The organism is Tolypothrix campylonemoides VB511288_2 (genome assembly GCF_045999855.1).
Lineage (GTDB): Bacteria > Cyanobacteriota > Cyanobacteriia > Cyanobacteriales > Nostocaceae > Scytonema > Scytonema bouteillei_A.
The window spans coordinates 21,426-45,658 of record NZ_JBFPMW010000021.1; the positions used below are offsets into that span (position 1 = coordinate 21,426).

A 24,233-nucleotide genomic window follows, 5' to 3' on the forward strand; every position below is an offset into this window, starting at 1 on the left:
ATTGGGGAATTAGGAGTTTTAGTATGAGAGCGATAGCAGAATATCACATTAGTCAGAAGATATATGAAAGTGATAATTCCTTAGTCTATCGGGCTAATCTCAAGCGAGATAATCAACCAATTATTCTTAAAATTCTTAAAGAGAATTACCCAACTCCCTCAGAATTGACTCGATATAAACAGGAATATGAAATCATAAGACATCTGAACGTAGATAGCATTATCAAAGCCTACGACTTACAGCGATATGACAATAGCCTAGTTATGTTATTGGAAGATTTTGGGGGGAAATCCCTAAAACTGTTAATGTCTGAACGCAGGTTTAGTATAGAAGAAATTTTTATCATTGCCATTAAGACCTCTGAAAGTTTAGCTGCTATTCATGCGGCGAATATCATCCATAAAGATATTAATCCCTCCAATATTGTCTATAATCCAGAAACTAAACAACTGAAGATTATTGATTTCGGCATTTCCACCCGTTTATTCCAAGAAAACCAAACCCTTTGTAACTTAAATCAACTAGAAGGTACTTTAGCCTACATTGCACCAGAGCAAACTGGCAGAATGAATCGAGGAATAGATTACCGCAGTGACTTTTATTCCCTTGGTGCAACCTTCTATGAACTCCTAACACATCAACTCCCCTTTGCAACCACTGACCCAATAGAACTAATTCATTGCCATCTTGCACAACAAGTAGACCCGCCTCATACACTTATTCCTACTATTCCGTTGATGGTATCAAAGATCGTCATGAAGTTGTTAGCTAAAACTCCAGAGGAACGATACCAAAGTGCTTGGGGGCTAAAAGCTGATTTGGAAACTTGTTTTAAACAGTGGCAGACTCAGGGACAAATTCTACCTTTTCCACTAGGAGAACAAGATATTTCTGATAAGTTTCACATTCCCAAAAAACTCTACGGACGAGAACAAGAAGTTTCTCAAGTACTCGACACCTTTGAGCGAGTTAACCAAGGTACTACTGAGATGATATTGGTTGCTGGCTATTCAGGGATTGGGAAATCTGCCTTAGTTCAAGAAATTTACAAACCAATCTTAAGGCAACGAGGTTATTTTATAACTGGAAAATTCGATCAATTCAAACGGGATATTCCCTACGCTGCTATTAGGACAGCTTTCCAGGACTTAATCCGTCAACTTCTGAGTGAATCTGACGCAGACATCGAAAATTGGAAAGCAAAAATTTTAGAAGTCTTGGAACCTAATGGGCAGGTCATAATCGACGTAATTCCTGAACTAGAAAAAATTATTGGTAAACAGCCGTCTGTTGAAAAACTTGGAGCTAATGAAGCTCAGAATCGATTTAACTTATCTTTTCAAAAATTTATTAGCGTTTTCAGTCAGCAAAAACATCCTTTAGTCATTTTTCTTGATGATTTACAGTGGGGAGATTTGCCTTCACTGAAGTTAATTGAACAGTTAATTACCGATTTTGATAGCAAATATTTATTAATTATAGGGGCTTATAGAAATAATGAAGTCAATCCGACTCATGCTTTAATTCTGACGTTAGAATCAGTTAAAAAAGCAGGTATTAGGGTTAATGAAGTAATTCTAAATCCCTTGATGCTAGAACAAATCAATCAATTACTTGCTGATACACTACTTTGTTCTACAGAAATGTCAACACCGCTAGCAGAATTACTAGCGAATAGAACTCAGGGCAATCCCTTTTTCTTAACTCAACTACTAAAATCTCTGTACGATGAAAACCTTATATTGTTTAATTATGCTGGACGCTCATGGTGTTGGAATATTGAGCAGATTTTAAGGACGGGCATTACTGATAATGTCATAGAGTTGATGGTTAGTAAAATTAATAAACTTAGTGAGAACACTCAGAATGTTTTAAAGTTGGCAGCATGTATTGGTAATAGATTTAACTTAGAACTCCTCTCCAGTATTAGAGACAAATCTAAAAACTCCATAGCTCAAGATATTCAATCAGCTCTTCAGGAAGGGTTAATTGTCCCACTGAGTTATGATTACAAAATTCCCTTGCTTTGGGAACAAGAAGAAATTTCAAGTGATTCTTCAGCCGTCTTTTCTAATTTTATTCCTAGTTTTCCTTCCGTTATTCCCTACAAGTTTTTACATGACCGAATTCAGCAAGCGGCTTATAGCTTAATTGCAGAAGAAGAAAAGAAGCTCATTCATCTGCAAGTTGGAAGACTTCTGCTGAATAATATGAAAAAAGATAACAATGAGGAAAATATTTTTGATATTGTCAATCAACTTAATGAAGCAGTATCTCTAATCACTGACCAATTAGAAAAACATGATTTAGCCCAATTAAATCTTTACGTAGGTAAGAAAGCCAAGGCATCAGCTGCTTACGAACCAGCATTGAAATATTTAAAGACTGGATTAAAACTTTTAACAAAAAATAGTTGGGAAAGTCACTATGAATTGACCATAGAGCTTTATTTAGAAACTCTTGAATTGCTTTACTTAAATACAAAATTTGAGGAAGTAGAAGAGCTTTCCGTATTTATTCTGCAACACGCCCGGGAAATTCTGGATAAAGTAAAAGTGTATCAAGTAAATATATTAGTATACAATTCTAAATCCCAGGAGCAACAAGCAATAGATACTGCTCTTAAAGCTTTAGCAGAACTAGGTATAGAAATATCTCAAGATCCTAGCGAAATAAAAGAGAGAATTAAGCAAGAACAAATATTTCTAGATAGATTTTTGAAAGAAGTACCAGTTCAAAGTTTAGCAAATCTCTCTCCCATGACCGATCCATATAAATTAAGGGCTGTACCATTATTGCAACAAATTATAGCCTCTACAATAATCACTAATTTTCTCTTGCATATTGAAGTTGTTTTAATTCAACTTAACCTTTGTCTAAAATATGGTAATCCTCCTCAAGCAGCCTGTCCTTATATATTTTATGGAACGTTTCTCTGCAAGGGAATAGAAAATATTGGTTTAATGAGAGATATTCATTTAGGTAATGAATTTGGAGAATTGTCTATTAGGTTACTATCCAAATTTCAACTTCCTGAACTAGAGACTCTAGTTATTCATATTTACTATGCGTTTATATATCAATGGAAGAACTCTCTCAGAAATAATATTGCATTAGAACGGTTAATCAAGGCTTTTCAAAGGGGATTAGAGACTGGGGATTACCAATATGCTTGTTTTGCATCTGCAAGCTTTTGTCTTATTAAATTCTTTGGGGGGTATCATCTAGAGGAAGTTTCTCAGGATCTTGCAAAATATACTCGACTAATGAAGAAATTAAAACAAGAATATAGTTACTCTTCCGTAACTATATATGAAAAAACCACGATTAATTTAATTGAAGGATATGAAAACAACTTTTGCTTGGTAATTGGTTGCAATCAAGCAGAAGAAGAAGAATGTATAAAAACTGCTAATATTTGGCTTTTATGTTGGTTGTGTATTGCCAAAATAATTACACATTACATCTTTAAAGAAAATGGCTTAGCTGTTGGTAATGTATTAAAAATTGAAACTTATGTTGAATATCTTAGTTCACACTTAAATGTATTACAATACAATTTTTTCTCTTCTCTGTCATTGCTTGCTAATTATGATATTCTAGATGTATGCTCACAAGATAAGTTTTTAAAGCTAGTAGAGAAAAACCAGGAAGATATGAAAACCTGGTCTAGCTACTGCCCAGAAAATTTTCAGCACAAATATGATTTAGTAGAAGCAGAAAAAGCGCGAAATTTCGGACAAAATTGGCAAGCTCAAGAACTTTATGAAAAAGCGATTCAAGGTGCTAAAAAATCTGAATTTATTCATGAAGAAGCTATAGCTTACGAACGCGCAGCAGAATTTTATCTCTCTTTAGGTAGAGAAGAAATAGGACGACTATACCTGAAAAATGCCCATCATTGTTATTCTCGTTGGGGTGCAAAAGCCAAAGTTAAAGCCCTAGAATTGGAGTACCCACAGTTTCTAATGGATATTAACAACCGAAAAGAAAACCAAAGCATTAATACGACTGAATCTACTGGTGGTACAAATCCTCAAGTACTCGATCTGATAACAGTTACCAAAGCCTCTCAAGTATTAGCTAGTGAAATTAAACTGGATCAACTACTGGCTAAGTTAATGAAAACTGTAATTGAAAATGGAGGCGCTCAAAAAGGCTTTCTGCTCCTAGAAAAAGATAATAAATGGGCGATTGAAGCTGAAGGGACAGTAGATTCTGATGATGTTAATACACTACAATCCATTTCAATAGACATCTTAGATGAGTCCACTCACTTTCCTCTCTTGTCATCTGCCATTATCAACTATGTTGCTCGCACGCAGGAAAGCGTAATTTTAAATGATGCTACCCATGAGGGACAATTTGTTCGCGATCCATATATTGTCGCCACTCAACCTAAATCCCTTCTTTGCACACCCTTACTCAATCAAGGCAACCTTAAGGGCATCTTATATCTGGAAAATAATTTAACTACTGGTGCTTTTACACCCGATCGCCTAGAAGTTCTAAAACTACTGTCTTCTCAAGCCGCAATTTCTCTTCAAAATGCTCAACTTTATGTTGCACTATATGAGAATGAGAAAAGATTAGCTCAATTTTTAGAAGCTATGCCCATAGGTGTCTTTGCACTTAATGCTAAGGGCGAACCCTATTATGCAAATCAGGCTGCCCAGCTAATCCTTGGCAAGGGAATTGTAACTGGAGCCAAAACCGATCGATTGACCGAAACCTATCAGGCTTATTTAGCAGGGACAGACCAATTATACCCAACTCAACAACAACCCATTGTACGAGCTTTAAATGGCGAAAGTACGACTAAGGATGATATAGAAATTCACCAAGTTGATAAAACAATTCCTTTAGAAGTATCTGCTACTCCTGTTTACGATGAGAAGGGACAAATTGTTTATGCGATCGCTGCCTTTCAAGATATCACCCAACGCAAACAAGCCGAAGCGGATCGGGTTCAGTATACCCAAGAACTAGCTCTCAAAAATCTTGCTCTAGAACGAGCTAAAGATGAAATAGAAGGGTATAGCCGAACTCTAGAACAAAAAGTCTCAGAACGCACACAAGAACTGTCACAAACTCTAGAAATTCTTAAAGCCACCCAAGCAGAACTACTATTTGAAAACGAGTTACTCAGAAGTACCGAACAAGCTACCACCTTTGACTATCAAGTGGGAGGAAGCTTGCCGATGGATGCTTCCACTTATGTAGTGCGTTCCGCAGATCGTTACCTCTACAAAGCTTTGAAGCGCGGAGAGTTTTGCTACGTTCTCAATCCTCGGCAGATGGGAAAGTCCAGTCTTATGGTACGCATGATTCACTACCTCCAGTATGAGGGAGTTTGTTGTGCGCCAATTGATATGACCCGCATTGGTAGCGAAAATATTACCCCAGATCAATGGTATAAGGGATTAGCCTCTGAGTTAGGGCGACGTTTAGGTTTACGAAGCAAAGTTAACATAAAAGCTTGGTGGAAAGCGCGAGATGATATTTCTTCAGTTCAGAGGTTGAGTGAATTTATTGAAGAAGTCCTGCTAGTAGAAGTCGGGATAGAAAATGACATTCCCTCCAAACAACTGGTTATTTTTATCGATGAAATTGATAGTGTCCTAAGTTTGAATTTCGCAGTTAATGACTTTTTTGCATTGATTCGCTACTGCTACAACCAACGCAGTCTCAATCCACAGTACCAGCGTTTAACTTTTGCTTTTTTTGGTGTCGCTACCCCCTCAGATTTAATTAGTAATATTCAAACAACCCCCTTTAACATTGGTCAGTTTATTCAACTGGAGGGCTTTAAAGAGCATGAAGCCCAACCATTGCTGCAAGGATTGGCAGGAAAAGTGAGCAATCCGCAAACTGTTCTTAAAGAAATCTTAGCTTGGACGAACGGGCAGCCTTTTCTTACCCAAAAACTCTGTAAGCTCATCCGCAATACTTCATCTCCCATTCCCAATGGCGGTGAAGTCTCCTGGATTGAAAATTTAGTGCGGACGAATATAATAGACAATTGGGAATCCCAGGATGAGCCAGAACATTTGAGAACCATCCGCGATCGTCTTCTCAAGAGTAACAAGTCTGTTCAACTACTAGAAATTTTTCGACAAGTTTTGCATCAGGAAGAGGTCATCACTGGTGGCAGCCCAGAAGAAAAGGAATTGCTCTTGTCAGGTTTAGTAGTCAAACAGCAGGGAATTTTGAGAGTCCAGAACCGTATTTATAAATTGATTTTTAACCGCAGTTGGGTTGATTTGCACATTTAGAAAGGAGTTTGTTGACATTTTCGTCAGCCTACCTTTTCAGGTAAAAAGCGTTGGCTAGGAAAGCCGTTACGTCTGAGAGCAAGTTTGGCTTTGTCAAGGCAATCCTGTTGAACTCTAAGCGAGCTGAGTATGCAAAATCTTATCCAATTATCAAGAAAGGCAGAGGGCAGGAGGCAGAAGGAAATACTGGCTCCTGCCTTTAGAGAGTGACCGTACAGCCCTTCGGGCATAGCCTGCGGCATCGCGAAGCGTCTCCGTATAGCCCTTGCGGGCATAGCCTGCGGCAACGCGAAGCGTGTCCGAAGGACACAGGAGTTAGGGAACAAGGGTTTAAAACCCCACCGTCACTTCTGGAGTTTAGACTAAGACATGAAAAATGACCTAGTGATACTAGGTAAAATGAACTTACATAGAAAAATTAACCTGATATAAATACTAGGCTGATTCAGGGGTTTGTTTTCGGTGTTTAGAAGTTCGTTTTTTGACAATTGGATATCGGTTTCTACGTTTTCGTTGCTGCCCTGTTTTCCAGCCAGGAGATTTTCCACGGGATTTTGGAGAACTCGCAGGCGAACCGATCGCGGCCAAAACTCCTCCCATAGACTGGGCAACCCTTCCTGGGGCCAGTTGTTCAATTGATTTTTGCCATGGAAGAGGATTATCCAGTACGATATCACGAGCTAACCATAGCTCCCAAGTGATTATAGGCATTAAACCGCTCCACCTTTCACATTGTTTAGGTGTAGCAAATTTAGGAACAGTCCAATGTAGACGCTGTTTAATAAAGCGGTACCCTTCGGGTTCGCCAGTTCCCTACGGCGGGAAACCCGCCTGCAGGACTGGACTCACCAATGATCAACAGCAAAACGTCTCAAGTATAGTCGCCAAACTTCCGATAAAGAGGGCATTGCTTCACCAACCCAAGCTAACCACAGTGGTTTGGTGACTCTTGTTGAACCATCTTCTTTTAGCCTTTCAACAAGCAAGATTGACATCGGGTGTTTTGCGGCACCTCGAAAGTGTAAGTCATGCCAAACACGAATTCGTATCCGTCCAAGTTTTGTGTCCTCAAGTTCTAAAACTTGAGTAGGTTGTGTCCAAGTTTCGGCATCTGAGAGCTTGAACTTACTACCATGAACACGAGGTCTACCCCTACCTGAGTAAGGAGGTGGAGGACTCCATAGACATAAGTTAGAACGCAAGCGCATTAATTTATCTGCATTAATGTCAGCAGTTTTTAACACAAAAGGAGCGCAATCGTACTCACTGTCCCATAAACTGATAGGGCGCATTGGTAAATATTTGCATACTTGTTTAAACTGCCATACCGCCTTTGAAATTGGACTTTCCCAACTAGTTATTCTTTCATGTCGCAGAGGCAAAGCCCAACTCCCCGACTCTTCACCGAACCCAAACTATAGTACTATAGCCCTCACCAGGCGCAACTGGCTTGTTATTGGGGATTCCAGTAACATAATGCTCGGTTGTGCGGTCTTGTAATGTAACTGCGTAAGGTCTTGCCCAAGCCGTATGGTCTCCTGCTAGTATTATCCGCGACTTAGCTTCTGGCACGGGTATTTGGTCAATGTATAATCGCATTAACTTTTTACGTTGCGGTCTTGAGTCTTCTACTGCCTCATAAATACTCGGCCACTTACGCCGAAAAACAGGTGACAAAGATAACTCTGCTAGACTATAAATTTTCCGTGTGAGTAGAACTGCATCTTTTAGTTCAAACATTGAGTCGTGCGCTCGACACAAATTGTCATATGCCGCTTGGCGGAATGCTTTTAGTTTGGAAATAGAATTCATAGTGGTAGACGAAAGTTGGTAGTGCTTCTTTCATCTTCCACTCCTTGGGTGCCTGTTTTAACCACAGGTATCCCTTCATTTTTTTTACAGCTTTTTTGGCACCGCTACCACCGAAGCGAGCGCGTGCTCTAGTCTAAACTCCAGTATAAATGCGCGAACCCACAAGCGGTTTGCAAGAAAAACTACGCAGATTGTGACTGTGTAATGTTTGATTTTTAGCTTTGAGAATATTAAAAAAATCTTTTTTTTCTTTGATTACCAACCTAGAAATGTTGCATCTATCTAAGATAATGGTTATACTTTTAACTTAAATATTAGATGCGTTTACATAAACAATACACATCGAGAATTTAAGGAGTATTCATGACTGTTTTAAAAATTAATGAGTTACAAATTGAAGAGATAATCGAAGAACTTGGCGATGAGGAATCCTCAGCAATCTCAGGGGGATGGGTTGTAACCGCTTATGGATATATTGCAAGAGCGGTGTATTGGGGGGCTAAAAATGGTGGTACATTTTATGGTGACAGTACTGGCAATGGTTCTTTGGATGCTGTAGCTGGCGGTAATATGGGGGCATAGATTTGTTCTAAACACTTTTTAAAGTGCGGTTCGGGTAGAAGTGAAAACTAATTTCTACCCGAAAAAATTTGGACGTTCAAATTAAATTGATAGATGGACTATTTGGACATCACATTTTATTTTGTACTTTCCTAATTCCTTATAAGGCTTTAATTCCGCTCACCCTTCCAAAGTGACCGAACGTACAAACAATACACAATACACATCGAGAATCTAAGGAGTATTCATGACTGTTCTAAAAATTAATGAGTTACAAATTGAACAGACAATCGAAGAACTTAGTGACGAACAACTGGAAAGTATTTTTGGAGGAGTAAAAGCGGAGCAGCCGGGATTACTTCTAGCATACTATTGGGAATATTCAGAAGGTGGATTGTTCGCTTCTCCTGTTGCGGATTACGGGCAAAGTTAATCTTTGTCTTCTTTTAGTGTACATAGTTATCCTTGTCCGCATTGAGTGGTAGAGGACAAAGATTAACTTTGTACGCTATTGGCTCATTGCTGTTGTGAGTGGACAAAGATACTGCCGACTTCTTATAAGAGACGACGAACTATGGACGAACTACGTAAGACTTATAGTTAGTCCCCCATCTATGGTTCCTGCGACACCCCGTTATATGGAGTTCTCTGCAACTCTGGACACAACTTTATCCACCCCATTTCACAAATAGCGCCAATGTGTGTGAAAAAGTTTTGTACTTAATAAAATACGTATAAATTGATGATTCATTTCAGAAGAATGGTATATTTTATCACGAATATGTAATGTTTATTTACGTACAGAGTAAATTATGACTAATATCAAAATCACTGAATTGCAGTCTGATAACCAAATCAATAATTTAGAGGAACTTTCCGATGATGAATCTGTGAAGATAAGAGGTGGGCTTAATCAAGATATCTTGAGAGTTTTGAACCAGCAAGCCGAAGAAGACGAAAGAAGGAGGCAGCAGAGGCTTTTGGACGAGTTTTCCGGTTCAGGTGCTCCGGATAAATATTAAGAAAATTAAGTTTCATTACACCCAAGAAGTACGCAGTACGTATCAAATACACACTATTCTGTTAGCTTGGATGAACTTCTACCACTCGTGAGCATTCCGACACCTGACACCGTTGCCGTAGCGTGAACTAATCAAACCAGTCAGTAGCTTATTTCTTCAATAAGGTTTACTGACTGGTTTTAGTTTTTAGAGACGAGGTTATTTACCGGAAACTAGACTAAAACATGACAAATGACCCAGGGATAGTGGGTTGAAGAAAATTAGATTAGAAAAATTACAACACAAGAATTCAAGCCGACTTTGACGTTTCCCTGCGAGGAATTGAAGTACTTTTTTTGACAATGGGATACTGAATTCTACATTGGCGTTGTTGTCCTGTTCTCCAACCAGGAGATTTTTCACGAGGTTTAGGAGGATTTGCTGGTGTACTAATTTTTAGTCTAAACTCCAGTCACTTGCGGTGCGCCCCATTGGTTGGGGTCTGAATCCCCAACGAACATATACATAGCTGCCCTCTGCCTCCTGCCTTCTTCAAAAGAATTATACAAGAGATAAGTCATAACAAAATTAGTCACAAGTCAGAAAGAAGTCAGTAAATCTCAGGTTTGAACTTAGTTAGCAGTGGAGTTTGATGAATATATGGGATTCAAACAGGCTGAACCTCGGCACAACCTGCTCAATCCCAAATATCAACATCTTGGTATGGGGTATGCCAATTATTTCTGGACTCAGAACGGGGTTCAGCCGGGATACGCGTAAATTGGGACACGTTGTAAACGAGTGTAACGCCGAAGAGTTAAAACCATTGATTTATTGTTGTTTCAAACCGTGGCTTTGATATCTGCTGAATATGAACATATCACCAAAAATGATTGTTATGGACAAGTTTAAGGTTTTGAAAAGGGTGAAGAGTTGATTTGACCGTGTAAAAATTTGATTGTTCCTTTATCATTTATGGGCAAGTTATCAAACAAAGAGAACAATTATTGTAATAATTCTTTACAGCGTATCCGATTTTGCAGGTACCCTGGCTAGACCCCTTTATTATTTCCAAGCGTACCATTCTTCATTTTTGGTACAGTTCTGGCTTGCATAAAAAGTAGATTGAGCAGTGCATACAGAAAAGTGTATTTTTGATAGCCCGGTTTGATATTCAACACAGCACAGATGGTTAGTGCGTTCTTTGGCGTTTCTTTTTATCTTGTTAATTGAGGTGAATCTATCGTTTTACTTATGAACGACCAACAGCTTAAAGAACTAGCTCTAAAAATTCAACAACAACCAATAAATACAACAGCAAGACGTGTGGCTTTATCAAAGCTAATCTGTGGTATTTATCGCTCGGGCAAACTTTACTGTTCGTATAAGTGCAAATTTCAAAAAGTTTATCAAGACATTTATGATGAGGCATTACAAAATCTGTTTTTATATGTTTGTAAAAACATTGATAAATACGATCCAGAGCGGAGTGAATTTATGACGTGGATCAATATGCTATTAAATCAACGGTTTTTTAAAGAGGCTATCCCAAAAATTTTGGGAAAAGGTCGTGAGATTCAAGTAGAAAGCTCTTTTTTAGAAAACTTAGAAGCTCTGCCATTTGAGGAGAGTAACGGTGAAGATGATTGTGTTACTGCTTTTCAAAAAATTAGACAATACATAGAAAAAGATCCAAAAAGTATTTTTCAGCAAGCATACATGAAAAAATACCCTAAAGTGAATTTCCGAGAAATAGCTATAAAAAAATGGTCTGGTATATCTTGGAAAGAGATGTCAGATGAGTTTGATATTCCCATTCCGACATTAAGTAACTTTTATCAAAGATGTTTGGAAAAATTTCGGGATGATTTAAGAGAAGTATGTGGATTGGAAACAATTCAATAATGCTAAACAGCATCCAATTGACAACATCATTTCAACCACGTAAAACAGCTACATAATAAATTGAAGCTAAACCAGCAGACATTTTCAAAAATTGAATACGCAATGCAACAATCCTTGTAGAGACTAAGTAGTGCTTGTCTCTACATTCTTTTTTGGAGATGCCTAATTAATTTTCGGATACGTCATCTAGATTAGGAATGCAGACTCTCTCTCCTGGTTCCAAATATTGAGCCTCATCTTTTGTAAACCGTGTACCATCAAGCTTTCTAATATCCCTCCAACGGTTACTATTTCCTAATATTTGTCGAGCCATCTCAGAAAGTGAATCTCCGCGACGAACTATATATAAAGAAGTATTATATGTACAAGAAAGGTTAGCTAAACAATTGTTGGGGACATGAACAATTATCCGAATATCTGGATCTTCTGGATCTGGTGTCACGACTTCAAGGAACCCATCACCATCTCTAAATCTTCCACCTTTTACACGAGGGTAGTAACCTTCGTCAAGAGGCATAACAAATTCTCCAATATCATCGTAAGCCGTACATTGACGTAAATACACTGAAGCTTTATTAGCATAAGCAGGTGCATTCAAAAGAGAAAGAGCAGTAGCAGAAAGGGTAACAAAAGCGGTAGTGACAGTCATTAACTTTTTGTACATGAGCAGTTCTCCTGATAACGTAATATTTTGCTTAAAGTTGTAGAAGTCAAAGGTCGTACTTTATGAAAAGGTATTCCCAGGCTCGCCTGGGAATGAGGGGTTTAAATTATCGGTGTGAGGAATAATTCTGCTTCAGCTTGTCTTCGTGCTAAAAGTCCTTTCTCAACGTTTGTTCCAGGATTGCGATACTTGATGAAAGTTTCGCGGATTTTGGTCCAATCACGATTCTTTAAGACTCTGGTTATGGAGTCGAAGCCAGGAGCGCCGTAGAATTTACTCCCCAAGTTGTAGCCAAAGCTGAGTAATGCTCCTTGTTGGTTGGGGTTCAGTTCGCTCCAACAAGGGATTTTTGCTAAATCGGGTAAGTAACTTTTTTCTAACTGAAGAATCAAAAGCTCATCTGCTTGTTGTTGGGAAATGCTTTCTCCAAGACGCCATGGACTCCCGTCACGTTTCTTTGTCGATCCCCAGCCAATTGTGATGGGTTCGCGTTTGGTTAAAGGATCGGGGTATGCATTGAGAAAGCAACCTTCAAAGCGTTTGATTAACTCAACTCCACAAATGGGTAAGCTTGTAAGAATGGAAGTAGAGGAATTGGGAATATGTGTAGCTTCAATGAGATTTTCTGCAAATGCTGCATTTAAAAGTTCGGCTAAATCAAAGGCTTGGGCAAATTTCACAGTTGCTTGTCTGGTGATTGGTCCATAAGCGCCGTCAGCAACTCCCGAAAGTAGTTTTAGCTCGACAAGGCGGATTTGAACTTGCTGTGCTAACTCGCGGTCTTGAGCTAAATAATCAAACTCAAAAGATTTGTTAAGCTCGATAATGTCTTGAAGTTTCATTTTTTTCTCCTTTTAATAAGTGTAACCAACAAGGAGGTTGACTTCTTTTTGGTTTTTGCATTTTGCAGAGAAGACTTTTTCAAAGTCTGCAAACTCACCATCTGGAAGCACAATACAGCCCATACTTCCTGGCACATTTGCATCTCTATGAATTAGCAGATCGCTGCGAGTCCCTCCATCCTTTGTTTTGACCTCGAAGGGTGTAATTGGATAACCATTGCCTTCGACTCCTTTAACGTGTTTAAGGTTTACAGGATTGACTGCTACAGAGTAAAAAGGTAACGGCTGAGCCAGTTCATAAGTTGCAGGTAACACTCCACCACGAACATTCCAATCTTTGACACCTTGCTTGTCTGCGGTGCTGGTTGTTGCTACCCATCTGCCGACAATTCCTTGAGTTTCATCAATAAGGAATAGTCTTCCTTTATTCAATTGTGGTGTTTCGTCTAGTGCCATCGTGAAAAATAAAAGCATACTCATACTTCTCCTTTTTGATTTGAATTTGAATTAACTGTGTTGTTGTGTTAACCGATGTTGGTTAAGTTCGTGTTCTTCAACGCCTACCCATAAATGACAAAGCCTGTAGCAGGAACTGTAATTTTCACAGACTTACCATTTTTAGCTTCAACGAGTACTTTTTGACTGATTTGTTCTTTATCAGTAGAGTAAATACAAGTCAATATATCGCCCTCATTGTGCAGTTCGTTGTCGATAGTGACCCAGGCTGTGCTTGGTTGTTCAAAGTCAGTATTAATTGCTAATAGCATTTCTTTTCTACTGAGAATACGCGACCAAGGAACGACAGAGCGTATTTGATTCCCAATCATTTTTGGGAAACCAAAATTTTGCCCATCGCCAGAAATCGGGCGTAAGTATTGGCGACCGCGACACAAAACCAAATTATTTTTTCTAATTTCTAAAATTTTGGCTAGCTCTTGATACACTGGGTTATCTTCATTAAAGAAGTGTACTCCTCGGCTTCTAAATGCTCCAAATTCACCACCAAACATGGCTTCTCGTAAGTAGCGATCGCTACCCCCATTTCCATCAAAGCATTGTTCAGTTCCGTAATAAATACAAGGAATTCCCAAAGTCATTGCATTGAGTGCTAAAGCAGTCAACACGGCTTTTTCAGCATTTTGGTCAGCACAAAAGCGAGCCTTGTTTTGTCCCTTACGAACTTGGTCGTGGTCGTCAAACATCGTCACGACTTTATCTCTAAACCAAATGTTTGATTCTTTCTGAATCAGCTCGGAATTACGGAACAGACCGAAGTAGTCTTCAGGATTGCGGTATCCTTTCACTAGATACTCAAGCTTGTCAGGGATATCATCTATACCCAAAGCAGCGTTTAAGCCTGTTTCTTCCAAAGTCTCAAATGCTCTTTTCCGACCTCCAGTGATTTCACCAACTAAAAAGAAATGCTCTTTACCAATAGTTTGGGCAAACTCGTGGATAGCAGCAACAAAAAAGCGGGTAGCGCCTTTATCCATGTGTTTAACGGTATCGATGCGAAATCCATCTACATCTGCATAAGCTATCCAGAATTTATACACTTCACAAAGATATTTGAGTGCTGGGGAAGGGGTATAATTATCAAGAGTTCCTTCACCGTGATTGACATCTTTTAAATCAAAAAAATCACCCTCTAAATACTCTGGGTCGTTATCCCAGTTGTCTATACGTCCTTTTTGAGTGTAAAAAGAAGGGTCTTGGAATTCAATTGGCCAAATTGCTTCATCTTCATCGACCCATGTTGCTGGAGAATTGGGGTCGGCTTTCTGGAATGGTATAATAGGAAGCCCATTTTTATCGTTAAATCCTTTGACCTCATAAGGATTTCCATCCCAACGGGGATCGAGAATTCTGTTTCCTGCTTCGTCCTGTATCCAATAGCGATTTGGTGCATAGCTAAATACATTACCAACGTGATTCAGGATAATATCCAAAATCACATATATGCCATTTGCATGAGCAGTGTTGACTAAATCTTGCAAGTCCTCACGGGTTCCAAAATTCGGTTCAACATCCAGAAAATTTTGAATACCATAGCCGTGATAAGTTTCTTGAAAGCGTACTTGCTTAAAAATTGGGCTAATCCATATAGCTGTCACTCCCAACCGCTTCAAATAGCCAATTTTGCTTTTTAGTCCTTTGAGATTACCGCCGACATACTTAACCCCAGCTTCACGCCAACGGTTTGCATCAGCAGAAATTTTAGTGGCGTTTCCACTATCTTCCTGGGTAAACATTGGAGTTGTGCGAGTTGGACTTTTAGAAACTATGCTTCCCTCAATGTCTTTGTATCCTATTTCTTTGCCATCAGAAAATCTGTCAAGCATCATAAAGTAAAAAACTTGGTCTTCCCACGCAATAGGAGAAGGAAAAAAGCCTGCTTGGGGTTTGAATGTATCAAGATTCAGTTTAGCTAATTGCTTTTCAACCATTTTGAAATTCTTTCTGTTCGACAATATATTACTAGGCCATGTAAGTTTTAAAAACTAACGTAAATATAAAAAATAACTTTTTTCCTATTTCTTGAAAAAATGCTAAATCTTTTACGTTAGTTTTACTTGTAAGCTCTATTTATTATTCTGGTGTTGGCAACCTTTTTATCCAAAAAAATAGAAAGTTTTTGAAGAAAGAGCTAGAAGACAAAAGCCATACCATTTCACGAACTTATTGCTACATACGATCCCCAACCCTCTTACTAAGGGGGCTAAGAGGATGTTTTAAAAGCTGAATCTAACATTAACCTTATTGTTAAGTTTCGTTCCGAATGGCACTAAGTTAAGACATAACCCTTACCGTAACTGGTTAAGAGCCTCTAGGCTGGGAACCTATGCTGGGAAGCTGCGCCTCTACTAAAGTTGACTAGAAGCAGAGCCTCTTGGAATCCATTCCCCGCTTGGAGGCTGGGAACAAGACAACATCGCAAAGCGTATTTTTTCCACATTGGGATGCTCCTGTTGGGTTTCGTTCCTCAAACGCCACGTCACTCAACGGGGGGCTTAAGGGTCCCCACGAAGTGGGGTTGGGGGGAAACCCCCAAGCCGCAACTTCTCTCCGCACGTAAGTGGCTCCCCAACCTACTTCTGGTACCTTTATTCTTTATATGTTAAAAGTAGCATTGTGAAAAATATTATCATTTGGCTCTTAGTTCCTAGCTACTTTCTTGTTCAATTGAATTCCAATCTATTTCAAAACTCTTTTCTAACCATACTTTTAAATCTACAAAGCCTTGAATGGTGAAATCTACTTTTGTTAATTGCGTGCATTCCTCTAAACAATAAAATAAATGTTCTAGAGGTTGTAATTGATTGATAGACAAAGATTCTTCTGTGAATTTTTTGACAAAACCTAATAACGTTGCTTCTCGTAAATTCTGACTAATTTGTACAGCAACATAACCAACTCTATTTGATTGAACTTCTGGTGGTACGTAAATTGATTGTGCATTCTCTAAAATAGGAAGGCATTCTAATTTACCTAAACCTTTGATTTGTAAATCTGCTACATTCATCAAAGTTTGCTGTACTGGATTCCAACTGTCACTAGCTTCTATATCTGTCTCAAACCCCATGCAGTTTAGATAAAAATTTACGAAGGATACAGATAAGCTATTGAGCAAAACTTGCTGTTTTTTTTCAGGCGTAGCTTGCTGTTTTGACCATTGTCTTGCCAATTTACGAGAAACGGGAGATATAAAACTAGTAAATGTAGAGAGGGTTTCCATTAGATTTATAACTTCTTTAACTAGTATTAAGCTTCTAACTCACACAAATTTCGGAATGAATTTCCTGATATTCTTCAACTATCTTGGGAATAGCTTCTTTAAAAAAACGCTGACTTAATAACATATTCACCCACGTCATAAATTCACTACGTTGGGAATCGTATTGGTCAATATTTTTACAAAGGTACAAAAATAGGTCTTGTACAGCCTCCTCATAGATATGTTTGTAAAGTTTAGGGAATTGACCTTTATATGGGTAGCAAAGTTTGCTAGAACGGTAAATACTGTCAATAAGCTTTGATAGAGCTATTCGTCTGGCTGTTGTACCTGGCGGATGTTGTTGGGCTATTAAAGCTAACTCTTTCAGCTGTTGTTCGTTCATATAGATTGTTCTCTTACAAAAGGTTATCGGATAGTTAACAAAGCTTTTATCTGAATGATTTAATGGAATTTATAAAACTTTACAAATAGATGTGTTAAAGGTCTTGGTTTAATGTTTGCGATCGCAGATTTTTCTACAAGTCTCACAAGCATCGGCACGTAAGTGAGGGCTGCGGGCAGAAGGGTGGTGTGTACTCTATACTAAAATTGTTATGCTGTCTGCCTTTTCAATTCAAAACTGCTTTCCTTGTTAAGGTTTGTAAATAAATTGTAATTTTAGAGATAAATAAGGTTGTAGCAACCCGAGTAATCAGTGAAGCATCTCAATTATCGATCCTGATTCGGGTGTTGCATTAAGCTGTAGCACTAGATAAGACGGAAAGACTTGGTAATACAGAGGATAGCAAATCCTCTATATCTGCATACCTATCTTAAACTCACATTATTTAGAGCTTTCTGTGATTCTGATTTAGCAAATTCTTAGCAATAACCACTTAGATTGAAGTATGTCAGAAAAATCTACTAAAGGCTACGTTTATTGTTTTAAGAACAAACAAGACAATAATAAGTTTTGTATATTGAGATACACGGATATTTCTTCCCCTGAAAAAGCACTTGAAGAAATAGAAAAGGAGTATCCTAAACTAAAAAATACCTTGCGCTTATCTAAGAAGCTTCAGGTTCCAGACATTAACAAAGCAGAAACATGGTTTGAGAACGAACTAAGCTATCTTCACCAAGAGAACGTAATAGAGCGGGATTTTTATGACGACCAAAACCATAGGCTTCGACGTATAAAAGGTCTGAAAGTTTTGGCAGAAGAAAAAATTAGTAATTTAATCAAATGTTATCCATCTGCACAAAATAGCAAATCCACAAAGAATAGCGACTCCACTAACAGTGCAGTCCTTTTTATTGGAATGCTTTTATTACTTTTCTTTTGTTCTAAAAATTCAGACCCTCAATATCAAGGCTGTGTAGACGGTGGTGGTGGTAGAGCTTGTGAAAAATTTAACGAAACATCTAGAGACAATGAATACTATCCTAGTAATTGATGAGAATCCAGAAAATAAAAATCTCTTAATGGAATCCTTGAAGACAGCAGGGTTTGAGGTGACTGACACAGAGGATGGTCTTGTTTGTGTTTGTCTATCACAGGAGAAATTATCTAGTATTAAGGAGAGCCAGAAATTAAAGGCTCCTCAGTCCATATTTCCTTCTATTCCCCGCCTTAATAAAGTCTTTCAGTTTATTGAATTGAATTACCATCAACCTATTAAGCTAGATGATATTGCTAAAGAAGTTGGTTATTCCTCAGCGTATTTATCCAACTTAATGCGTCTTCTTACAGGGAAAACCATAATTGATTGGATTATCGATCGCCGTATGGCAGAAGCACGCATCTTGCTTTTGAAAACTAACAAATCTATTAAGCAGATTGCTTTAGAAGTGGGGTATCAAAATACCAATCTTTTCTACTATCAGTTTCGCGATCGCCACAATTCTACTCCTCTCGTTTGGAGAAAGACACAGCGTTTTCAACTAGAGCAGAGTCAGAACAATGAGTTTTAACGGGTGTGGAGATGTGTATTCTGTTAGAAAAATGTAGTTTTGCAGCTAAATAAAGTATGAATGAAAGTATAAGACTCGAACCAAAACAGACATCTAAAAATATTTCACTAATATTTCTTGATGATGCTAAAGATATTTCACTCAATCAAAAATATTCTGTTGCATAATAATTCTTAGGAAGTCAAAAAAAGAAATTCAGTCACAAATAATAAACTCGCTAACTTTTTTAAAGAATTAACGATTTAGCTAGAGCAGACATCGCTACTCCTTTCCCGTCCGAAAATTACCGTTCGGGATCTGGGGAAAAGAAATTACATCGGTAATCTTACACCGAAAAGAGACTAATACTAATCTTTTTCCTTGCGATCGCCTAGCTTTTAGACCCGGTGACTGACTAAATGACTCATACCATTTCTCAACATAAAGAGGTTTTTGACCATGAATCGCAACTTTATTCATCGTATTGTAGAACTGACCAATACTCAACGCCGTCAAGCAGGTTTGCCAGAACTGAGATTTAACCCCGTGTTAGCAGCAGCAGCACAAAAACACAGTGTAGACATGGCATTAGAAGACTTTTTCAGTCATAACAGCCCAGATGGAAGCAAGGTTTCAGATCGCGCCAAAGCTGAAGGCTATCCATCAGCCTTTGTCGGTGAAAACATTTATGCAGGTGGTTCTGAACCAGAAGACGCTTTCAAAGGATGGATGAACAGCCAAGGACATCGGAACAACATCCTGAATCCACAGTACAAGGAAATCGGAGTTGGTTATTACTTCTTAGCAAACGATACAGGCAATGTTAATTACAAACATTACTGGACACAATGCTTTGGCAGCCCCTAATCAAGTTCACTGTCAATCCTTCACTATTTACTATTTTAAGAGGTTATTTACCATGAGCCGAGAATTTATCAATCGCGTTGTAGAACTCACTAACGTCGAACGCCAAAGAGCAGGTTTACCACCACTGAGACTTGATGGTCGGTTAGCAGCTGCTGCTGAAAAGCACAGCGTAGACATGGCCATGCGGGACTATTTCGATCACAAAGGAGAAGATGGTTCATCGCCATTTGACCGCATAAAAGCTACAGGCTATCGATACTCCCGTGCTGCGGAAAACATTTATGCAGGAGGCTCTACCCCAGAAGACGCTGTTAAGGGTTGGATGAACAGCTCGGGACATCGGAAAAACATCTTGAATCCCGAATACAGGGAAATTGGAGTTGGTTATTACTTCTTAGCAAACGATAGCGGTCAAGTTAATTACAAGCATTACTGGACACAAGTGTTTGGTACACCTGTGTAAGTTATGTCCAACGCTTGGGGCGAGGAACGAGAGAGGGAGGCGGAGGCTCCCGTAAGGCATTCCCAGGCGGAGCCACCGGATCGAGGTGATACGAAAGCATTTGCGCCTTCTGCCTTTTTGTGCTAGTAACCACTTTTTAACGACTACCGCGTCCCTTTACTTAAAATATCTTGCTGGAACAGGAAGAATTTATTATGTCTCAATTTCTTGGTGTTGCTTTTCAACCTTATGTCGGTCGTTGGACTCGAACCCCTCCAAATGCTACGACTCCATGGTGGAATTCCTACAGCTTGCAAGATATTGTCCGGATGCTTGAGGTCGTTGCATCTAAGTTTAACAAAATCTGCACATACGGGATGGGTTATGCTGGCTATCACCAACCCACAACACCTTGGGATCGAGTAGATTCTAACTGTCTCGTTGCTCTTGCTGCGGCTGAGTTAAACAAGCAAAGAGGTCAGCTTGTTATTGAGGTAGCCCAAGGAATTTACCAGCAACTGCCAAACGCTGCACTGCAACAGGCAGAAATCGAAGCTGCTTTTTCTGCAGCTAAGGCAGCAAACGCTGTTTATCCTAACACGGTTACTTCTTTGGTTTTCACAAATGAGTATGTGGTTAACGCAGAAACAACTAATGCTGTTAATGCCATGATTGTCAGTCACAAGCAAAAAGCACGCGATCTGAATATTAAAGTGGGCGTGCGATCGCATACATTTGGAGAAATCGCTAATTCTCAGAGCCATTTTCACAACGAGTTGAAAACCCTCATCCAGAACTGCGATTTTATCCTTTGCAACCTTTATCCAGCGGCAAATACAGCCACTCCCCAACAAGGTGTAAATGGAGTAGCGCAAGCGTTCAATACCATTAAAACATCTGTGACTGCAATCAATCCACAATGCGAAGTCGCGATCGGCGAGACTGGATGGTCTTCACAAGGGATTAGTTTTAACAACACGGTTAATAACGCAAACAATTTGCTTGCTTATTACGAAGCGATCGACAAGTGGGCATTTGAGCAGCAAGTCACTACTTACCTTTTTGAAGCATTTGACGAACCTTGGAAAAGCAATCAAAACGCTCAAGTTCCTCCGGAAAACCCCTGGTCTGGACCTAACGGTGCTGAAGGACACTACGGTTTGTGGTATCTCAACGACCGAGGGGAGTATGCGGAGAAGAGGGCGTAACTTATACGGAGTTGCATTTAAAGATATCACTGGTTAATGGGACAAGGGAGATAAGGGAGAAATTACAAACGCAATTTTGTATTAATGCGACTTCTGTTTTTTGACAACTGGATTCTTGAAACGGAAAAAAATTATGACAGCAGCTCAAAGATCTAGTCAAAGTTATACCGTCCAATCTGGAGACACCCTATTTTTGATAGCCCAAAAATTCTACGGTGATGGCAATCGTTGGGGTGAAATTTATGAAGCGAATCGCGGTGTAATAGGAGGTAGCCCCGAACAACTTCAAGTGGGGATGGTACTTGTTATTCCAGGGCTTGGTCAACCCAATCCCAATCCCTCTCACACGTTAAATGTAGAAGCGACATTCTATAGTAGGGAAGAAACACAAGGACATCCTCCTGCAACAGGGATACATGGAGCCACATTGCAAGAAGCCCTAAGCGGTAGAGGGCGCATTCAATGTGCTGTAGATCCAAACGTTATTCCCCTATTAAAAGAGTTCACCATAATATTGTGGGACGGTCGTCAAGTTCCTGCAACTGCGTTAGATAAGGGTACAGCAATCATCGGTCATAAAATTGATATTTTTGTCGATACCAACCAAGAAGCCATTAATTTAGGTAGAAAACAAGTTCAGGTCATTTTTTAAGCAAATATTTGAAAGGAGAAAATCATGATAGCAGCTCAAGCATCCAGTCAATCTTATACCGTCCAATCTGGAGACACTCTATTTTTAATAGCTCAAAAATTCTACGGGGATGGCAATCGTTGGCGTGAAATTTATGAAGCGAATCGCGGTGTAATAGGAAGTAGCCCCGAACAACTTCAAGTGGGGATGGTACTTGTTATTCCTGGCTCCGGTGGAAATTCTGGTTCGGGTGGAAATTCTGGTTCGAGTGGAAATTCTGGTTCGGGTAGGGGAAATTTCCAAGCTATGCTAGAAGCCCTCGGAGCATTTGAATCAGGGTTTCCATCAGGAGATCCAAGACAGTACACCTCTGAAAACTCCCTCGGTTTCATGGGTAAGTATCAATTTGGAGAGCCGTTACTGATTGACCTTGGCTACTACAAAGCTGATGTTTTTTATGGAAACGGTGCTGACAAGAACTATTGGCGGGGTGCTTGGACGGGAAAAAGAGGTATTAATAGTAAAGAACAATTCCAAAATTCCCGTGAAGTTCAAGAAGCAGCTATTCGTGAAGCTTTTAATCTCAACTTACAACGTATTAACAATACGCTTGGAGCGCAAGGACAGTCTCTCAACAATTACCTCGGTCAGCAAAAGACATATAACGATAGGGGAACGTCAAAAACAATCACTCTTACCCTTTCCGGTATTTTAGCAGGAGCACACCTGCGCGGTCCTTTTGGAGTCGCTAACCTTTTGTTGAAAAATGAAGTTTCTCAAGATGAATTTGGGACATCGATTCTCAAATATATTGAAGAATACGGTGGTTACAATGTTTCGCCTGCTGATTTCTCTTAAAAGTTTTGATTCCCACTAACCTCCCTTTTTAAGGCTACGGTGTACACAAATCTCTGGAACAAAGCCAAAATCATCGTAGATCCCCCTAAATCCCCCTTGAAAAGGGGGACTTTAAGAGTATTTTCCCCCCTTTTTAAGCTACGGTGTACACAGCTCTCTGGAACAAAGCCAAAATCATCGTAGATCCCCCTAAATCCCCCTTGAAAAGGGGGACTTTAAGAGTATTTTCCCCCCTTTTTAAGCTACGGTGTACACAGCTCTCTGGAACAAAGCCAAAATCATCGTAGATCCCCCTAAATCCCCCTTGAAAAGGGGGACTTTAATAGGACTTTCCCCCCTTTTTAAGGGGGGTAGGGGGGATCGAAACCGCAAGAATGCACTTTAAAAGATTTGTGCGTACATCATAGCCTTATTTAAGTTATGAAAAGTAGAAAATTTTTACCTTTCTTGTCTGGAACTTGTAGCGCGTTCTTGATGGTCTTGCTCCTGTTTATCAATCCTCAAGGAGCAATGGCGCAAGATTCGTCAGCTACAAACCATACCACTCGATTATCAATTACCAATCAATGTGACTTTCCCGTGTGGATGGCGACAATACCTAACGCCAATATAGCTCCTCTACCGGATGGTACTGTTAAACTCTCCAAAGGTCAATCGCACGATTATTCTATACCCAGTAACGGTTGGGCGGGAAGATTTTGGCCAAAAGTTGGTTGTGACTCTAATGGTGTGAATTGTGCTGCGGGAGAAGCAATACCACCGTGTCCTCCTTCTGGTTGTCAGCCTCCAGCCGATACTAAAGTTGAAATTAATTTTCCCAATCTGTCTTCCACGGAACAAGCTTGGTATAACATTAGCTTAGTCGATGGTTACAGCATTCCTCTTGAGATTAAACCTAGAGGAGGGGAATCTGGTTCCTGTATAACGACGAATTGCAATCTTTCTCTGAATAGCTGTCCTCAGAATGAAACACAGGGTTTAGGGGATCTTCGAGTTTTCAATCAAGGGAAAGCCGTACAATGCCTGTCACCGTGTAAAAAATGGAACTATCCCGCTCCTTTTGGTTTTGGAAAGTCTGAAAAGGAAGCACCGGGTATCGATCTGTGTTGTCCGTATGATGATGTCGAACGGTGTCGCAGGGGACCAGTTGTAGGAACAAATTTTGTCCGGACTGTACGCCAAGTTTGTCCCACTGCTTATAGCTATGCTTATAATGACGTAGACGGTTTGCACAGTTGTCCAACACAAAAAAGCTTTGATGTCACGCTGTGTGCGGTAGGACGTTAATAATTTGTCATTGCGATCGCCGCTTGTCGTTCTCATGAAACAGTCAAGGAGTACACAGAAGACGGTCAACGGCGAAACGCTTTTTCCTATTTCCTCTTATTGGGTTTGTTCGATATACCAATACAACCAATCAAACTTTTATTTGTTTATTAGATGTGGATTCGCGCATGAAGCCACAAAAAAATAACATTTTGTGACTGAGAAAGATTTAT

General features: G+C 39.4%; 22 protein-coding genes. 13 read left to right on the forward strand and 9 right to left on the reverse strand.

Annotated elements, in window-relative coordinates; genetic code table 11:
* Positions 1-23: 23 nt before the first annotated feature.
* Entirely contained in the window at positions 24-6,275 is a 6,252-nt protein-coding gene (locus AB0756_RS37765) for an AAA family ATPase (protein WP_038091083.1), read from the forward strand.
* A gap of 435 nt (positions 6,276-6,710) precedes the next feature.
* On the opposite strand, the gene AB0756_RS37770 is transcribed toward AB0756_RS37765, so the two are convergent.
* The 3 genes from AB0756_RS37770 to AB0756_RS37780 form a co-directional block, all read right to left on the reverse strand.
* Positions 6,711-6,986 carry a hypothetical protein gene (locus tag AB0756_RS37770; protein ID WP_408019941.1) on the reverse strand — a complete coding sequence of 92 codons (276 nt, stop codon included), beginning with the start codon at positions 6,984-6,986 and terminating at the stop codon, positions 6,711-6,713.
* Positions 6,987-7,120: 134 nt separating this feature from the next.
* Complete coding sequence (locus AB0756_RS37775) at positions 7,121-7,567, reverse strand: transposase (protein ID WP_408019968.1); 447 nt, start codon at positions 7,565-7,567, stop codon at positions 7,121-7,123.
* 109 nt (positions 7,568-7,676) lie between these two features.
* Complete coding sequence (locus AB0756_RS37780; protein ID WP_408019967.1) at positions 7,677-8,087, reverse strand: hypothetical protein; 411 nt, start codon at positions 8,085-8,087, stop codon at positions 7,677-7,679.
* A gap of 363 nt (positions 8,088-8,450) precedes the next feature.
* Here AB0756_RS37780 and AB0756_RS37785 point away from each other — a divergent pair, with 363 nt between their 5' ends.
* The 4 genes from AB0756_RS37785 to AB0756_RS37800 all read left to right on the forward strand — a co-directional run bounded on the left by AB0756_RS37785 (position 8,451) and on the right by AB0756_RS37800 (position 11,554).
* Complete coding sequence (locus AB0756_RS37785) at positions 8,451-8,669, forward strand: hypothetical protein (RefSeq protein ID WP_038091085.1); 219 nt, start codon at positions 8,451-8,453, stop codon at positions 8,667-8,669.
* A 226-nt stretch (positions 8,670-8,895) separates the two neighbouring features.
* Positions 8,896-9,081, forward strand: coding sequence for a hypothetical protein (locus tag AB0756_RS37790; RefSeq protein WP_038091091.1), 186 nt, complete (start codon positions 8,896-8,898; stop codon positions 9,079-9,081).
* Positions 9,082-9,460: 379 nt separating this feature from the next.
* Positions 9,461-9,670: a hypothetical protein gene (locus tag AB0756_RS37795; RefSeq protein WP_038091095.1), complete on the forward strand. Its 210-nt coding sequence runs from the start codon at positions 9,461-9,463 to the stop codon at positions 9,668-9,670.
* Positions 9,671-10,903: 1,233 nt separating this feature from the next.
* Complete coding sequence (locus AB0756_RS37800; RefSeq protein WP_038091096.1) at positions 10,904-11,554, forward strand: sigma-70 RNA polymerase sigma factor region 4 domain-containing protein; 651 nt, start codon at positions 10,904-10,906, stop codon at positions 11,552-11,554.
* 166 nt (positions 11,555-11,720) lie between these two features.
* Here AB0756_RS37800 and AB0756_RS37805 read toward each other — a convergent pair whose 3' ends face one another.
* From AB0756_RS37805 to AB0756_RS37830, 6 genes are all read right to left on the reverse strand, one after another.
* Positions 11,721-12,218, reverse strand: coding sequence for a hypothetical protein (locus tag AB0756_RS37805; RefSeq protein ID WP_038091099.1), 498 nt, complete (start codon positions 12,216-12,218; stop codon positions 11,721-11,723).
* A 101-nt stretch (positions 12,219-12,319) separates the two neighbouring features.
* Entirely contained in the window at positions 12,320-13,060 is a 741-nt protein-coding gene (locus AB0756_RS37810; RefSeq protein WP_038091102.1) for a glycoside hydrolase family protein, read from the reverse strand.
* A gap of 12 nt (positions 13,061-13,072) precedes the next feature.
* Entirely contained in the window at positions 13,073-13,540 is a 468-nt protein-coding gene (locus tag AB0756_RS37815) for a hypothetical protein (RefSeq protein ID WP_038091106.1), read from the reverse strand.
* An 80-nt stretch (positions 13,541-13,620) separates the two neighbouring features.
* On the reverse strand, positions 13,621-15,507 hold the full coding sequence (locus AB0756_RS37820; protein ID WP_038091108.1) for an alpha-amylase family glycosyl hydrolase: 1,887 nt from the start codon (positions 15,505-15,507) through the stop codon (positions 13,621-13,623).
* 716 nt (positions 15,508-16,223) lie between these two features.
* On the reverse strand, positions 16,224-16,796 hold the full coding sequence (locus tag AB0756_RS37825; RefSeq protein WP_050045388.1) for a DUF1822 family protein: 573 nt from the start codon (positions 16,794-16,796) through the stop codon (positions 16,224-16,226).
* 34 nt (positions 16,797-16,830) lie between these two features.
* A complete protein-coding gene (locus AB0756_RS37830) occupies positions 16,831-17,178 on the reverse strand; it encodes a hypothetical protein (RefSeq protein ID WP_408019966.1) in 348 nt (115 codons plus the stop codon).
* 505 nt (positions 17,179-17,683) lie between these two features.
* Here AB0756_RS37830 and AB0756_RS37835 point away from each other — a divergent pair.
* The 8 genes from AB0756_RS37835 to AB0756_RS37870 all read left to right on the forward strand — a co-directional run bounded on the left by AB0756_RS37835 (position 17,684) and on the right by AB0756_RS37870 (position 24,021).
* Positions 17,684-18,232 carry a hypothetical protein gene (locus AB0756_RS37835; RefSeq protein ID WP_038091122.1) on the forward strand — a complete coding sequence of 183 codons (549 nt, stop codon included), beginning with the start codon at positions 17,684-17,686 and terminating at the stop codon, positions 18,230-18,232.
* Positions 18,210-18,749: a helix-turn-helix domain-containing protein gene (locus AB0756_RS37840; protein WP_038091125.1), complete on the forward strand. Its 540-nt coding sequence runs from the start codon at positions 18,210-18,212 to the stop codon at positions 18,747-18,749. The genes AB0756_RS37835 and AB0756_RS37840 overlap by 23 nt, the downstream gene beginning before the upstream one ends.
* A 438-nt stretch (positions 18,750-19,187) precedes the next feature.
* The gene (locus AB0756_RS37845) at positions 19,188-19,595 is read left to right on the forward strand and encodes a CAP domain-containing protein (RefSeq protein ID WP_050045389.1); all 408 of its coding nucleotides are present in this window, start codon (positions 19,188-19,190) and stop codon (positions 19,593-19,595) included.
* Between the two features lie 52 nt (positions 19,596-19,647).
* The gene (locus AB0756_RS37850) at positions 19,648-20,058 is read left to right on the forward strand and encodes a CAP domain-containing protein (RefSeq protein ID WP_038091127.1); all 411 of its coding nucleotides are present in this window, start codon (positions 19,648-19,650) and stop codon (positions 20,056-20,058) included.
* 194 nt (positions 20,059-20,252) lie between these two features.
* Positions 20,253-21,245: a glycosyl hydrolase family 17 protein gene (locus AB0756_RS37855; protein WP_050045390.1), complete on the forward strand. Its 993-nt coding sequence runs from the start codon at positions 20,253-20,255 to the stop codon at positions 21,243-21,245.
* Positions 21,246-21,378: 133 nt separating this feature from the next.
* Complete coding sequence (locus AB0756_RS37860) at positions 21,379-21,897, forward strand: 3D domain-containing protein (RefSeq protein ID WP_050045391.1); 519 nt, start codon at positions 21,379-21,381, stop codon at positions 21,895-21,897.
* 24 nt (positions 21,898-21,921) lie between these two features.
* The gene (locus AB0756_RS37865) at positions 21,922-22,734 is read left to right on the forward strand and encodes a LysM peptidoglycan-binding domain-containing protein (protein WP_038091142.1); all 813 of its coding nucleotides are present in this window, start codon (positions 21,922-21,924) and stop codon (positions 22,732-22,734) included.
* Positions 22,735-23,154: 420 nt separating this feature from the next.
* Positions 23,155-24,021, forward strand: a complete 867-nt coding sequence (locus tag AB0756_RS37870; RefSeq protein WP_038091146.1) for a thaumatin family protein — start codon at positions 23,155-23,157, stop codon at positions 24,019-24,021.
* Positions 24,022-24,233 lie beyond the last annotated feature (212 nt).

Excerpts from the sequence above, each read along its gene's own strand:
- AB0756_RS37860 (WP_050045391.1), top strand. The coding sequence starts at position 21,379 with ATGACAGCAGCTCAAAGATCTAGTCAAAGTTATACCGTCCAATCTGGA.
- AB0756_RS37865 (WP_038091142.1), top strand. The coding sequence starts at position 21,922 with ATGATAGCAGCTCAAGCATCCAGTCAATCTTATACCGTCCAATCTGGA.
- AB0756_RS37800 (WP_038091096.1), top strand. The coding sequence starts at position 10,904 with ATGAACGACCAACAGCTTAAAGAACTAGCTCTAAAAATTCAACAACAA.
- AB0756_RS37810 (WP_038091102.1), bottom strand. The coding sequence starts at position 13,060 with ATGAAACTTCAAGACATTATCGAGCTTAACAAATCTTTTGAGTTTGAT.
- AB0756_RS37855 (WP_050045390.1), top strand. The coding sequence starts at position 20,253 with ATGTCTCAATTTCTTGGTGTTGCTTTTCAACCTTATGTCGGTCGTTGG.
- AB0756_RS37805 (WP_038091099.1), bottom strand. The coding sequence starts at position 12,218 with ATGTACAAAAAGTTAATGACTGTCACTACCGCTTTTGTTACCCTTTCT.
- AB0756_RS37775 (WP_408019968.1), bottom strand. The coding sequence starts at position 7,567 with ATGCGCCCTATCAGTTTATGGGACAGTGAGTACGATTGCGCTCCTTTT.
- AB0756_RS37785 (WP_038091085.1), top strand. The coding sequence starts at position 8,451 with ATGACTGTTTTAAAAATTAATGAGTTACAAATTGAAGAGATAATCGAA.
- AB0756_RS37770 (WP_408019941.1), bottom strand. The coding sequence starts at position 6,986 with ATGCCTATAATCACTTGGGAGCTATGGTTAGCTCGTGATATCGTACTG.
- AB0756_RS37780 (WP_408019967.1), bottom strand. The coding sequence starts at position 8,087 with ATGAATTCTATTTCCAAACTAAAAGCATTCCGCCAAGCGGCATATGAC.
- AB0756_RS37835 (WP_038091122.1), top strand. The coding sequence starts at position 17,684 with ATGTCAGAAAAATCTACTAAAGGCTACGTTTATTGTTTTAAGAACAAA.
- AB0756_RS37790 (WP_038091091.1), top strand. The coding sequence starts at position 8,896 with ATGACTGTTCTAAAAATTAATGAGTTACAAATTGAACAGACAATCGAA.
- AB0756_RS37850 (WP_038091127.1), top strand. The coding sequence starts at position 19,648 with ATGAGCCGAGAATTTATCAATCGCGTTGTAGAACTCACTAACGTCGAA.
- AB0756_RS37815 (WP_038091106.1), bottom strand. The coding sequence starts at position 13,540 with ATGAGTATGCTTTTATTTTTCACGATGGCACTAGACGAAACACCACAA.
- AB0756_RS37840 (WP_038091125.1), top strand. The coding sequence starts at position 18,210 with ATGAATACTATCCTAGTAATTGATGAGAATCCAGAAAATAAAAATCTC.
- AB0756_RS37765 (WP_038091083.1), top strand. The coding sequence starts at position 24 with ATGAGAGCGATAGCAGAATATCACATTAGTCAGAAGATATATGAAAGT.
- AB0756_RS37825 (WP_050045388.1), bottom strand. The coding sequence starts at position 16,796 with ATGGAAACCCTCTCTACATTTACTAGTTTTATATCTCCCGTTTCTCGT.
- AB0756_RS37820 (WP_038091108.1), bottom strand. The coding sequence starts at position 15,507 with ATGGTTGAAAAGCAATTAGCTAAACTGAATCTTGATACATTCAAACCC.
- AB0756_RS37830 (WP_408019966.1), bottom strand. The coding sequence starts at position 17,178 with ATGAACGAACAACAGCTGAAAGAGTTAGCTTTAATAGCCCAACAACAT.
- AB0756_RS37870 (WP_038091146.1), top strand. The coding sequence starts at position 23,155 with ATGAAAAGTAGAAAATTTTTACCTTTCTTGTCTGGAACTTGTAGCGCG.
- AB0756_RS37795 (WP_038091095.1), top strand. The coding sequence starts at position 9,461 with ATGACTAATATCAAAATCACTGAATTGCAGTCTGATAACCAAATCAAT.
- AB0756_RS37845 (WP_050045389.1), top strand. The coding sequence starts at position 19,188 with ATGAATCGCAACTTTATTCATCGTATTGTAGAACTGACCAATACTCAA.